Annotated in this window: 10 protein-coding genes; 8 read left to right on the top strand and 2 right to left on the bottom strand. The window is 63.6% G+C overall.

Annotation, left to right across the window (positions count from 1 at the left end):
* Window positions 1-39: 39 nt before the first annotated feature.
* From NYQ83_RS11575 to NYQ83_RS11550, 6 genes are all read left to right on the top strand, one after another.
* Window positions 40-939 (top strand): carbohydrate ABC transporter permease, encoded by a 900-nt coding sequence (locus tag NYQ83_RS11575; RefSeq protein WP_261215188.1) that lies wholly within the window; start codon window positions 40-42, stop codon window positions 937-939.
* The gene (locus tag NYQ83_RS11570) at window positions 936-1,820 is read left to right on the top strand and encodes a carbohydrate ABC transporter permease (RefSeq protein WP_092810207.1); all 885 of its coding nucleotides are present in this window, start codon (window positions 936-938) and stop codon (window positions 1,818-1,820) included. The genes NYQ83_RS11575 and NYQ83_RS11570 overlap by 4 nt, the downstream gene beginning before the upstream one ends.
* Window positions 1,821-1,822: 2 nt before the next feature.
* On the top strand, window positions 1,823-2,941 hold the full coding sequence (locus NYQ83_RS11565) for an ABC transporter ATP-binding protein (RefSeq protein WP_261214798.1): 1,119 nt from the start codon (window positions 1,823-1,825) through the stop codon (window positions 2,939-2,941).
* Between the two features lie 96 nt (window positions 2,942-3,037).
* Window positions 3,038-3,946: a LysR family transcriptional regulator gene (locus NYQ83_RS11560; protein ID WP_261214796.1), complete on the top strand. Its 909-nt coding sequence runs from the start codon at window positions 3,038-3,040 to the stop codon at window positions 3,944-3,946.
* 296 nt (window positions 3,947-4,242) lie between these two features.
* Entirely contained in the window at window positions 4,243-5,061 is an 819-nt protein-coding gene (locus tag NYQ83_RS11555; RefSeq protein ID WP_261214795.1) for an IclR family transcriptional regulator, read from the top strand.
* Window positions 5,062-5,175: 114 nt separating this feature from the next.
* The gene (locus tag NYQ83_RS11550) at window positions 5,176-6,075 is read left to right on the top strand and encodes a CehA/McbA family metallohydrolase (RefSeq protein ID WP_261214794.1); all 900 of its coding nucleotides are present in this window, start codon (window positions 5,176-5,178) and stop codon (window positions 6,073-6,075) included.
* Between the two features lie 19 nt (window positions 6,076-6,094).
* Here the strand turns inward: NYQ83_RS11550 and galE are convergent, their stop codons facing one another.
* Both galE and NYQ83_RS11540 read right to left on the bottom strand, forming a co-directional pair.
* Window positions 6,095-7,132 carry a UDP-glucose 4-epimerase GalE gene (gene galE / locus NYQ83_RS11545; protein WP_261214793.1) on the bottom strand — a complete coding sequence of 346 codons (1,038 nt, stop codon included), beginning with the start codon at window positions 7,130-7,132 and terminating at the stop codon, window positions 6,095-6,097.
* Between the two features lie 189 nt (window positions 7,133-7,321).
* Window positions 7,322-8,329, bottom strand: a complete 1,008-nt coding sequence (locus NYQ83_RS11540; protein WP_261214792.1) for an SDR family oxidoreductase — start codon at window positions 8,327-8,329, stop codon at window positions 7,322-7,324.
* Between the two features lie 306 nt (window positions 8,330-8,635).
* Here NYQ83_RS11540 and NYQ83_RS11535 point away from each other — a divergent pair, with 306 nt between their 5' ends.
* The gene (locus tag NYQ83_RS11535) at window positions 8,636-9,289 is read left to right on the top strand and encodes a cytochrome c3 family protein (protein ID WP_261214791.1); all 654 of its coding nucleotides are present in this window, start codon (window positions 8,636-8,638) and stop codon (window positions 9,287-9,289) included.
* Window positions 9,290-9,465: 176 nt separating this feature from the next.
* Window positions 9,466-12,288: a 4Fe-4S dicluster domain-containing protein gene (locus NYQ83_RS11530; RefSeq protein ID WP_261214790.1), complete on the top strand. Its 2,823-nt coding sequence runs from the start codon at window positions 9,466-9,468 to the stop codon at window positions 12,286-12,288.
* The last annotated feature ends 43 nt before the right edge of the window (window positions 12,289-12,331 follow it).

Raw genomic sequence — 12,331 nt, 5'->3', positions numbered from 1 at the left:
CCAGTGACTGCGACTTCCACCACCGCCACGGAGCCGCTTGTGCGTCCGCGCCGATCAGGCGCGTTCCGGCGCGGCCTGCAGGACTGGCTGCCGCGCATCGTTCTTGCGCCGAGCTTTGCCGTTATCGTCCTCTTCGTCTACGGCTTCATCATTTTCACCGTCTATCTGTCGATGACGAGCTCGACGCTTCTGCCGCGCTTCGACTTCATCGGCCTCGGCAATTACGTCAAACTCTTCGACCTGCCGAACTGGTGGATCGCACTCAAGAACCTCGCGATCTTCGGGTCTCTCTACATCGTCATCTGCTGCGTGCTCGGGCTGCTGCTCGCTATTCTTCTCGACCAGAAGATCCGCGGCGAAGGCGTCTTGCGGCCGATCTATCTCTACCCGATGGCGCTCTCCTTCATCGTCACGGGCACGGCGTGGAAATGGTTTCTCGATCCCGGCATCGGGCTCGACCACACCATGCATGCGCTCGGCTGGACGAGTTTCCATTTCGGCTGGATCAAGGACCGCGAAATGGCGATCTACACCGTCGTGATTGCGGCCGTCTGGCAGTCATCGGGCTTCGTCATGGCGATGTTTCTGGCAGGCCTTCGGGGGATCGACACGGAAATCATGCGTGCCGCCCAGATCGATGGGGCGGGGCCCTGGCAACTCTATCGGCGCATCATCATTCCGATGCTGCGGCCGGCCTTCCTGTCGGCCTTCGTCGTCCTCGCCCATATGGCGATCAAATCCTACGACCTCGTCGTGGCGCTCACCAATGGCGGGCCGGGGCGTGCGACCGAGGTCCCGGCGACGTTCATGTATTCCTACACCTTCACACGCAGCCAGATGGCCGTCGGTGCGGCCTCCGCGGTGGTGATGCTGATGATGGTCGCGTCGATCATCGTGCCTTACCTCTACAGCGAGCTGTCGACGGAGCGAGAGCAATGAGCACGGCAACCGAAGGCCCGCAGCTGGGGTCGGGCTCTGTCTTTGGACGGGCGATCCTCTACGCGGTGCTGATCGTCTTTGCGGTCTATTATCTCCTGCCGCTCGTCATCATGCTTTTGAATTCGGTCAAGCCGCTCGATGAGATCCGCTCCGGCAATCTCATTGCGCCGCCGCAGCACTGGACGCTTCAGCCATGGCTTTCGGCATGGAGCGAGGCGCAGGTGGGCGTGCAGGCGACCGGGCTCAAACCCTATTTCGTCAATTCGTTCCTGATGGTGATCCCGGCCGTTACCATCTCGATGGTTCTCGGTGCGATCAACGGCTACGTCTTGACCAAGTACCGGTTCAAGGGCGATTCCATCGTCTTCGGGCTGATACTTTTCTCCTGCTTCATCCCGTTCCAGATCGTGCTCATTCCGATGGCGAAGGTGCTCGGTACGCTCGGTATCGCCGGCACGGTTCCGGGCCTCGTCCTCGTGCATGTGGTCTACGGGCTCGGCTTCACGACGCTCTTCTTCCGCAATTATTACGCGGCGTTCCCAACGGAGCTCATCCGCTCCGCTCAGGTCGACGGGGCGGGCTTCTTCCGCATCTTCTGGCGCATTCTCCTGCCGAGTTCCGGGCCGATCATCGTCGTTACGATCATCTGGCAGTTCACCAATATCTGGAACGACTTCCTCTTCGGAGCCTCGTTCTCCGACTTCGATTCGCAACCGATGACGGTGGCGCTCAACAACCTCGTCAGCTCGTCCACCGGCGTGAAGGAATACAATGTTCACTTCGCCGGGGCCGTGCTGGCCGCTCTGCCGACGCTTGTCGTCTACATCGTGTCGGGGCGTTATTTCGTGCGCGGGCTGATGGCCGGCGCTGTGAAGGGCTGAACATGGCGTTTCTTGAAATCGACGGTCTCTATAAATCCTTCGGCCAGACCGACGTTCTGAAGGGCATCGATCTCGCCGTTGAGGAGGGGGACTTCCTCGTGCTTGTCGGTCCCTCCGGCTGCGGAAAGTCGACGCTCCTCAATACGATTGCGGGGCTAGAAAGCGTGACGAAGGGCGAGATCCGCATCGCCGGCGAGCGCGTCAACGAGCTCAAACCGTCGGAGCGGGACATCGCCATGGTGTTCCAGTCCTATGCGCTCTACCCGAACATGTCGGTGGCAAAAAACCTTGCCTTCGGCCTGGAAATGCGGGGCGTCCCCAAAGACGAGCGGGACCGGGCGATCCAGGAAGTGGCGGAGATGCTGCAGATCGAGAAGCTTCTCAATCGCCGTCCGGGCCAGCTTTCCGGCGGCCAGCGCCAGCGCGTCGCCATGGGGCGGGCGCTGGTGCGCAAACCGCAGGTCTTCCTGTTCGACGAGCCGCTGTCGAACCTCGACGCAAAGCTGCGCGTCGACATGCGCATGGAGATCAAACGGCTTCACGCGTCGCTCGGGACCACCATCGTCTATGTGACGCACGATCAGATCGAGGCGATGACGCTCGCGAGTACGATCGCGATCCTGAAAGATGGCGTGCTGCAGCAATTCGGCTCGCCGGAAGAGGTCTACAACAATCCGTCCAATCTCTTCGTGGCGGATTTTATGGGGTCGCCGGCGATGAACCTCGTGCCTGCCGAAGTGCAGAAGCAGGATGGGGCGATCGGTGTCTCGTTGAAACAGCGCTCAAACGGCGCGCTTTTCCTGCCCGTGCGGGAGGGTGTGGCTGATCAGCTCGGTGACTGGGTGGGCCGGACCATCACTTTCGGCATCCGTCCGGAAGCGGTGACGGATCCGGATGCTGCCGACCAGAAGGCCGGCCATCTCGTGGAGGCGAGCTGCCGAGCTGAGATGGTGGAGCCGACGGGTGCCGACACCTATGTCGTGACGCATCTCGGCGGCAAGGAATTCACGGCGCGGCTTCGAGCCAACAGCCCGATCGAGGAGGACGGGCAGGTGAAGCTCGCCTTCAATATGACGCGTTCCGTGTTCTTCGATCCGCAGGACGGTACGCGCATCGCCTGACAAGAGGTTGCTTGAGGCGCCGCGCGCCGAAACTCCGATTCATCGGAACTCCGCATGCGTATTGTCTGATCGAGCATTTGCGTCGATCATTGCGGCATGACCCTCGATCAATTGCGCGTCTTCGTTGCCGTCGCCGAGCGGCGGCACGTGACCCGAGCGGCAGCCGCTCTCGGCCTGACGCAGTCGGCCGCTTCTGCGGCTATCGCCGCGTTGGAAAAACGTTACGGCGCCCGCCTGTTCGACCGGGTGGGGCGGGGCATCGAACTGACGGAGACGGGCGAGCGCTTCCTGCCGGAGGCACGCGCCGTCCTCAAGCAGGTGGCCTCGGCGCAGAATGTCCTCGAGGACATCGCAGATCCGGCCCGCGGCAGCGTCGCCATCGCGGCCAGCCAGACGATCGCCAATTACTGGCTGCCGCGGCGCCTGGCCGCCTTTCACGAGACGTTTCCGGGCGTCGCTCTCGACGTCGTCATCGGCAATACCCGCCACGTGGAGGATGCCGTTGCCGAAGGGCGGGCGGATCTCGGTCTCGTCGAAGGACCCATCCGACATACGGAGCTCCTCCGCCGCCTCGTCGACCGCGACAGGCTGGTGCTCGTGGTGGCCGCGGGGCGCGTCCTGCCCGTTGCGAGCGAGGCTGGCGGGATCGATCTCACATCACTGTCCTGGGTCATCCGGGAGGCAGGGTCGGGAACGCGTGCCGTGCTTGAAGAACTCGCGTCGCGCGAGGGCATTAAAATCGATGATCTGGCGATCTCGCTCGTTCTGCCCAGCAACGAGGCCGTCCGAGAGGCCGTCGAGGCGGGTGCCGGCGCAACCATCATTTCCGAGCATGTGGTCGCAGCAGCGATTGCCTCCGGGCGGCTTCAATCCGTCCCCGTCGATCTGCCGCGCCGGGATTTTTCCGTGCTGCGCCATCCTGACCGTTATGCCAGCAGCGCGGCGCGGGCGCTGATTGGTCGATTGACCGATCAGAGCCGAGATGTTCTTTTGTCGCACGGTTGAGCAATTTCGTGTGAAAACGTGCGTCTGCCGCGGCGCTGGAGCGACAAACTAACCTTAAGGTCAGCCTCGCCCAAGCCAGATTGCATCAATTTCACCATCTGATACTTGAAATTTGATCAGAAGAATGGCTCATTCCTCCTCGCCTTTGCTGGTGGCTGGGCTTTGTGGCTGCCTTTGCAAAGGCGAATGTGCGTGCAGCCGGTCGTGCGAGACTGCATGAACGGCGCGATGATTGGCCTACGAGGTGCCGATTTCCTGCGGCACGTGTCGGGATTAAGAAGATGAGCGGTGTCACGGTGGATCAACCAAATGGCGACGAAAGTGCAGGAAATGCGCGCGCTTCGTCTGGATCTTCCATCCAGGTCCTGCATCGTTCGCTCGGCATCCTGGAAGTTCTGGCGGCGGCCGAGGGGCCGCTTTCTCTGACGGAAGTCAGTCGGAGCGTCGGTCTGCATAAAAGTACTGTTTTGCGCATTTTGCGCAGTTTGGCGGATGGCGGCTACGCGTTGTGGCGGCCGAAGACGCGCACCTGGAGCATCGGTCCGAGCCTCGCGCGTCTGCAGCCCGGTGCGCAATCACGCGGCGAGCTGACGAGCCTCGCGCGTCCTATCATGCGCGATTTATGCGCCACCATCGGTCAGACGGTCCAAATTGCGACACTGGTCGACGGCCAGATCTGCTATCTGGAAAAGGCGGAGCCGCAGGGTCGCCTTCCGTCTCACACGGTAAGCCATCGTCCCGCTCATTGCACGGCGCTCGGCAAGGTGCTCCTCGCCGGCTTGTCGCCGTCTGCCCTCGACGCGCTTCTGGCGCGTGTGGAAATCCGCTCCTTCACGGACAACACCATCACCGACGAGGCGAGATTGCGCCGTGAGATCGCTGCTGTCGCGGTGCAGGGCTATGCCGTCGACGACCGCGAATTTCGTCCGGCAACGGTGTGCACGGCCGCGCCGATCCGCGATGCGAGCGGCAATGTGCTTGGCGGGCTCGGCGTTTCGGTCGCCGGCATGGATGCACGCGGCGCCGCGTTCGCCGCCATCATCCAGCGCAACATGGCGGCTGCCCGGCAGATTTCGAGTCAGCTCGGCTGGAATTTGACGAGCGAGGCCGCCTGAGGGGCGCCGGTCAAAACCCAATTTCGATCGCACGCGTGCGGATCTTTTCACCTGTCATCGCCTTGCCATGGAGGCGTCATATCGCTTCTCCTCATTTGAGCGAGGGGCTTCTTCATGGGTATGCGGGCATTTCAGGCGCAGGGCCGTTTCTGGCGTGGCAATCTTCACACACATTCTAATCGCTCGGACGGGGGGCTTCCGCCTGAGGCGGTCTGTGCCCATTACCGCGATGCCGGCTACGATTTTCTCTGCCTGTCGGATCATTTTCTCAGCCGTTTCGATTTTCCGGTCACGGATACGCGGCCGTTTCGCCGCGGTGGTTTCACGACGCTTCTCGGTGCCGAACTTCATGCCGATGCAACCAGCCATGGTGAGCTGTGGCATATCTTGGCCGCCGGGTTGCCTGAAGATTTCGAGCCGACTGGCAAGGATGAAGACGGGCTCGCGCTCGCGAAGCGGGCCCGCGAGGCGGGCGCCTTCGTCGGGATCGCCCATCCGCAATGGTCCGGTCTCACGATCGAAGACGGCCGCGCGATGGCTGCACATGCCCATTCCGTCGAGATCTACAATTACACCTGCGATCTCGAAACCGCGCGTGCCGACGGGACCTATCTTCTCGATGAGCTTCTGAACGAAGGCTATGCGCTCTCCGCCTTTGCGTCCGACGATACGCATTTCAAATATGAGGAAGGGCTCGCAGCCTGGGTGATGGTGAAGGCTGCGGAGAACACGCCCGAAGCGCTCTTGGAGGCGCTCAAGGCCGGCCTTTTCTATTCCAGCCAGGGTCCAGTGATCGAAGGGTTTTCCATCGCCGATGGCGAGGTCGCGGTGGAATGCTCGCCCGCGGTCAATGTCGCCCTTGTCGGTCGCGGCGCGAAATCGGAGAACCAATGGGGGCGGGACCTGACGCGCGTACGCCTGTCGAGCGAGCGTTTCGAAGGTGATTGGTTCCGCCTCATCGTTGCCGATGCGGCCGGGCGTCTTGCGTGGTCAAACCCGGTCCGTCTCGACTGAGGCTCTCTGAGGCTCGGGCTCAATCTCCGGTGTAGCCGTTCGGGTTCTGACTTTGCCACCGCCAGTGATCGCGGCACATGGCGTCGAGATCGAGATCGGCCTGCCAGCCGAGAAGTTCGGCTGCGAGCTTCGGGTCGGCGTAGCAGGTGGCGATGTCGCCGGCGCGGCGCTCCACGATCTCGTAAGGGATCGACCGGTTGGTGGCTCGCCGCCAGGCCTTCACGGTGTCGAGGACGCTGTAGCCCCGGCCGGTGCCGAGATTGATCGGCCGGTGCGTGCCGGGCGCCACTCCGCCGGAAAGAAGCGCTTCCGTCGCCTTCACATGAGCCCGGGCGAGATCGACGACATGGATGTAATCGCGCACGCCGGTGCCGTCGTGGGTCGGATAATCGCCGCCGAAGACGCGCAGATGTTCCCGCCGCCCGACCGCGACCTGGGCGATATAGGGAAAGAGATTGTTCGGAATGCCCATCGGATCTTCGCCAATGAGTGCGCTCTCATGGGCGCCGACCGGATTGAAATAACGCAGGCTAATCGCCTGCCAGGCCATATCGGCGGCGACCGTATCGGTGATGATCTCCTCGATCATCATCTTGGTTCGACCATACGGGTTGGTGACCCCACCCACCGGAAAGCTCTCGTCGATGGGCACGGTCTGCGGTTCCCCATAGACGGTGGCCGAGGACGAAAAGACGAGCCGTGTCGCCGCGTGGCGGGCCATCGCCTCAAACAGCGAGACGGCACCGCCGACATTCACATCGTAGTAGGCGAGCGGCTTCTCCACGGATTCGCCCACGGCCTTGAGGCCCGCGAGATGGATGACGACGTCGATCGTGTTCTCGATGAAAACCCTGTCGAGAAAGGCGGCGTCGCGAATGTCACCGACGAGGAGCGGGATCTCCGCCTCGGCGATTTGGCCGACACGGCGCGCAGCCTCGGGATGCGAATTGGCGAGATTGTCGACGATGACGGGCCGATAGCCCGCCCGTGCCAGCTCGACCACGACATGGCTGCCGATGTAGCCGTTGCCGCCGGCAACCAGAACGGTGGCCTGCATGCGCCCTCCCTCAGAAGCGTGTTCTTACGGCGCTTTCTCTAGCAGCAAACGCTTAGAATTGTATTTCGTCTCTCAACGCTTGCCGTGCGCAGCGCGCCTAGTGGCCGCGTGTCGAAATCGGGCCTCGTGCGGCCGTCCGAGACCGGGCATAGCCGTTGATCGGCAGGAAGCGGTTGTCAGGCGGCCCCGTCACCGCCTCGACGAGAGCATCCGTCCGATGAACCAGCCGAGTGCTCCCGCGGCGGCGATGCCCGCCCCCTTGCCGATCGCCTCGCGGTGCTCCGTTGCCCAGAGGGCCGGTGCCGTGTTCTGGGCCTTGACGTCGAAGCGGCCATGCGCGGCATAGGAGCCGGCGACGGGCTCGAAGAGATTGTCCGGCCGCTCGATCTCTGCCTCGGCGGCCATCTGCCCGTCATAGGCCTTTTCAGCCATCATCTTGTCGAGAAGGCCGGGCGCCACCCTCTGGCCCAGGATCGCCTGATAGGCGGAGCGGCCGACCCAGAGTTCGCGGCGCGGATGATGGGCGGCGAAATAAATGCCGTCTGCGGCCACTTCCGGCTGGAAAATTGGCGGTAGCGGCTGCGCCCGACGCGGCATCTTGTTGCGCGCCCAGTCGAATTGCGGCGTGTTCAAACCGGGCAGATGCACGACAGTGAGCTTGATCGCGGAATTGTCGTGGATGAGCTCGCAGCGCAACGAATCCGTGAAGCCGACGATTGCGTGCTTGGCGGCGCAATAAGGCGCCTGCAATGGGATCGAGCGATAGGCGAGGGCAGAGCCCGTCTGGACGATGGTGCCGTAATTGCGGGGCTGCATGCGCTTCAAGGCCGCGAGCGTTCCGTGCACGCAGCCCAGATAGGTGACTTCGGTCACGCGGCGGAATTCTTCGGGTGTCGTCTTTGTGACCGGTCCCATGACCGTCACCATCGCCACGTTGATCCAGATGTCGATTGGACCAAAGCGCTGCTCGACCTCTTCGGCGGCGATGTCGACCTTCTCGGCATCCGCTACGTCGATTGGAAAGATCATCGCCTCGCCGCCGAGGACACGGACTTCTTCCGCAGTCTCTTCCAGCCGACGACGATCGCGCGCGATGAGCCCGAGCCGCGCGCCATCTCGTGCGAAACGCCGCGTCAGGGCGCGGCCGACACCCGCCGAGGCGCCCGTGATGACGACAGTCTTCTCGGTTCTGGCCAACTTTCTTTCCTCGTTGTCGTGATTGGTCCCGCACCTTCAACACGTCGCGAGAAAAAAGGTTCGACGCGGGAACTGGCCTCCGTTCCGGGTGATCTTCGTGACGGGGCGTGCCCGCACCGAAGAAATCCTCTTCTCGCGCCCCCAGAGTGACGGCGGGACGGATCACCGCGCAATGCGGGGCCGGAGCGCGCGACGTGGTCAAATAAAAAGGGGCTGTGCTTGATGCAGTCTGGGGGATCTTCCGCGACTTTCTTCAGCGCCTGCGCTTGCATTGTGTCTGCAGCCCGGGTCAGTCTGAGCTGATCCATGGCCCAGATTTTCCGCCGTCGCAGCAACGCCATCGTCAAGGTCGCGCTTGTCGCTGTCGTTTTCGTGCCTGTCGCCGCTCTTGTCTTTGCAGGGGTGATGGCACGCTCGCGCTATGCCGATGGTATCGGCCTCACCCCCGAACAGCCGGTTCCGTTCAGCCACCAGCATCATGTCGGCGGTCTCGGTCTCGATTGCCGCTACTGCCACACGGGGGTGGAAGAGGCGGCCTTCGCCGGCGTCCCGCCGACGCACACCTGCATGACCTGCCATTCGCAGCTGTGGACCAATGCCGAGATGCTGCGCCCCATCCGAGAGAGCCTCGCCAAGGATGAGCCGATTGCCTGGAACCGCGTCACCAACCTGCCGGACTACGTCTATTTCAACCATTCCGTTCATGTCGAAAACGGCGTCGGCTGCACCACCTGTCACGGCCCCGTCGACAAGATGCCGCTCATGCAGAAGGCCGAGCCGATGACCATGCAATGGTGCCTCGACTGCCACCGCGATCCGGCAAAGAACCTGCGCGCCCCCGAAGATGTCTTCGCCACCAATTGGAACTCCGCCGACGGCAAGATCCATGGCCATGAACGGCTGAAGCGCTACGGCATCGATCCTGCAAAACTGACCGATTGCTCGACATGTCATCGCTGAACCCGCCTCAAGATCCTGGATGTTGCGGCGGTAGCTGCGGGAGTGGCGGCGGGCCTGAGCGCTTGTGGCGCTCGCTCTCTGCGCGCGATCGCTCCTCGCCAGCGGGGGCGGCTAAAGAGCAGAGGTCTGGAGACCGGGCGGCGGAGACCACGAAAGAATTTCCGAACGGCATCCGTATGGGCCCGGTCAATCGGCGCACCGCCCTGAAGCTGATGGCGGCGAGCGCGGCCCTCTCGGCCGGTGCCTGCGGCCGTCAGCCGGAGACGATCGTTCCCTATGTGACCATGCCGGAGCGGCTGGTGCCGGGCGAGCCGCTCGCCTTTGCGACCGCTGTGACGCTTGCCGGCATTGCCCAGCCGGTGATCGGCCAGACATTTGACGGAAGGCCGACGAAGCTCGAGCCGAACGTCGACCATCCGGCCGCGGCGGGCAGCGACGCCTTCACCCAGGCCGCGATCCTGTCGCTTTATGATCCGGATCGCTCGAAGGCGGTGCGCAAGGGGGCCGACACCGCCTCGTGGGACGGATTTGCCGCCGAATTCCTGCCGCGCATCGAGGGCCATCGCGCCAAGCGGGGAAAGGGGCTCAGGATCCTGACCGGCCCCAGTACCTCGCCGACCTTTTTCGACCAGATCTCGACGCTGCTCGATCGCTTCCCGGAGGCGCGCTGGCATCAATGGGATCCGCTCGGCGAGGAGAATGTCCTGGCCGGGACCGAGCTCACCTTCGGGCGGCGCTTGAAACCCGTCTATCGCTTCGATCTCGCCCGGTGCATCCTGTCGCTCGATGCCGATTTTCTCGGCGCCGGGCCCGAACAGACGCTCAACGCGGCGCGCTTCGGCGCGGCGCGGCGGGTCTGGGCTGATAAGCCGGAGAGCTTCCTTCGGCTTCATGTCATCGAGCCGGTTCTGAGCCTCACTGGCTCCAATGCGGACCATCGGCTTGCCGTGCGACGCGGGCGGGTCGCAGAGCTTGCGCAGATGATCGCCGCGCGGTTTGGCGCGGACAACCTGCCGGAGGGCAGGGTCGATGAAAATGCCCGGGTCTTCGTCGAGCGCCTGGTGCGGGAGCTTTCGGCCCATCGTGGCCAGGCGCTCATCGTCGCCGGGGCTGCACAGCCGGCGGAGGTGCATGCGCTCGCCCATTGGCTCAACGCACAGCTCGGTGGCCTTGGCGAGACGGTGGAGTTTCTGCCTGTCGACAATGAGGCACCGTCTCATCTGGGCTTGCGTGAGCTTGTCGAAGAGATCGATGCGGGCAACGTCGAAACCCTCCTGATCTCCGGCACCAATCCCGTCTACAGCGCGCCTGGGGATTTCGATCTCGCCGACCTCCTCGGCAAGGTGCCGTTCTCGGTGCATCACGGGCTTTACCGCAACGAGACGGCGGCGCGCACGACCTGGCATCTGCCGGCGCTGCACGACCTCGAATCCTGGAGCGATGCGCGCGCCGCCGACGGCACCGTCACATTGCTCCAGCCGCTGATCACGCCGTTGTTTCGCGGTCGCTCGCTCTTCTCCGTGCTCGGCGCATTCTTCGGCGAACTCGATGCGGATGATCGCGAGGTGCTGCGCGCGCATTGGCGGCGCGCGGGCGGTGCCGGCGATTTCGAGACCTGGTGGCGAAAGAGCCTGCGCGCCGGCTTCGTGGAAGGCTCGGCGCCGCAGAGTGTGCGGCAGAGCGGTGCTGCTGTACCCAAACCTGTTGCACCGGCGGTGGAGGACGATGGTTATGAACTCGTCTTCCGCCCCGACACGAAACTCTGGGACGGCGATTTTGCCAACAATGCCTGGCTGCAGGAATTGCCCGATCCCGTGACCAAGCTCGTCTGGGGCAATGCGGCACTTGTCTCACCGCGCGATGCGCTCAATCTCGGGATTGAAGACGGAAATCTCTTGGACATCAGCCTTGGCGAAAGCCGGCTGATGCTGCCGGCGATGGTGGCCGTCGGCCAGGCGGAGGGGGCGATCGGGCTCGCGCTCGGCTACGGGCGGCCGGAGGCCGGGGTCATCGGTTCCGCGGTCGGCGTCGACGTCAATCCGCTGCGTCGCCTCGATGCGTTGTGGCATGCGACCGGGGCTGAGCTTCGCGCGATGAGCGATACGGGTCGTCTCATCCGCACACAGGAGCATTCCGATATGGAAGGGCGCGAGATCATCCGCGATCTCAGCTTCGCCGATTTCCTGCATGGCGCGGAGGAGAAAAACGAGGAGGTGCCGCCCTCGCTCTATCCCGATTGGGACTATCCCGATGCAGCCTGGGGCATGGTGATCGACCAGTCAGTGTGCATCGGCTGCAGCGCCTGCGTGACCGCCTGCCAATCGGAGAACAACATCCCCGTCGTCGGGCCGGAGGAGGTGGAGCGCGGCCGCGAGATGCACTGGATCAGGATCGATCGCTATTTCCGTGGTGAGCCGGACGCGGCGGAAGTCCTCTTCCAGCCGGTGCCGTGCATGCATTGCGAGAAGGCGCCCTGCGAGCCGGTCTGCCCGGTCGAGGCCTCGGTTCATGATCGCGAAGGCCTCAATGTCCAGGTCTACAATCGCTGCATCGGCACCCGCTTCTGCCAGGCCAACTGCCCCTACAAGGTTCGCCGTTTCAACTTCTATGGTTATGGCGATGAGCAGGCCTACGAGAACCTCGACGACCCGCTCTATCATGCGGCCGCCAATCCGGACGTGTCGGTCAGGAGCCGCGGCGTCATGGAAAAATGCACCTATTGCGTTCAGCGTATCAGCCGGGCGCAGCAGCGCGCCGACCGAGAGGGGCGGGAGCTCCAGGAAGGCGAGGTGCGCACCGCCTGCCAGAATGCCTGCCCGACGCAGGCGATCGTCTTCGGCGATATCAATCGCAAGGACAGTCTCGTCTCGCAGCTGAAGGGCGCCCGGCACGAATATGACCTTCTCGGCGAGCTCGGGACGAGGCCGCGCACCTCCTATCTGGCGCGCATCCGCGCCGAGGCGGCAAGCACCGGATCCGGGCGGGGAGAGGGCGCATGAGCGCCAGCGCCTCCACGAAGCCGGAGACGGCCGAAGCGCGGCC

It is taken from the genome of Afifella sp. JA880 (assembly GCF_025379905.1).
Classification (GTDB): domain Bacteria; phylum Pseudomonadota; class Alphaproteobacteria; order Rhizobiales; family Afifellaceae; genus Afifella; species Afifella aestuarii.
Note: the sequence above shows the minus strand (reverse complement) of the source record. Positions and strands in the feature narration are given on the sequence as shown.

Bases quoted from the DNA above. Each gene is read 5' to 3' on its own strand.
- NYQ83_RS11570 (WP_092810207.1), top strand. From the start codon at position 936: ATGAGCACGGCAACCGAAGGCCCGCAGCTGGGGTCGGGCTCTGTCTTT.
- NYQ83_RS11565 (WP_261214798.1), top strand. From the start codon at position 1,823: ATGGCGTTTCTTGAAATCGACGGTCTCTATAAATCCTTCGGCCAGACC.
- NYQ83_RS11560 (WP_261214796.1), top strand. From the start codon at position 3,038: ATGACCCTCGATCAATTGCGCGTCTTCGTTGCCGTCGCCGAGCGGCGG.
- NYQ83_RS11550 (WP_261214794.1), top strand. From the start codon at position 5,176: ATGGGTATGCGGGCATTTCAGGCGCAGGGCCGTTTCTGGCGTGGCAAT.
- galE (WP_261214793.1), bottom strand. From the start codon at position 7,132: ATGCAGGCCACCGTTCTGGTTGCCGGCGGCAACGGCTACATCGGCAGC.
- NYQ83_RS11535 (WP_261214791.1), top strand. From the start codon at position 8,636: ATGGCCCAGATTTTCCGCCGTCGCAGCAACGCCATCGTCAAGGTCGCG.
- NYQ83_RS11530 (WP_261214790.1), top strand. From the start codon at position 9,466: ATGGGCCCGGTCAATCGGCGCACCGCCCTGAAGCTGATGGCGGCGAGC.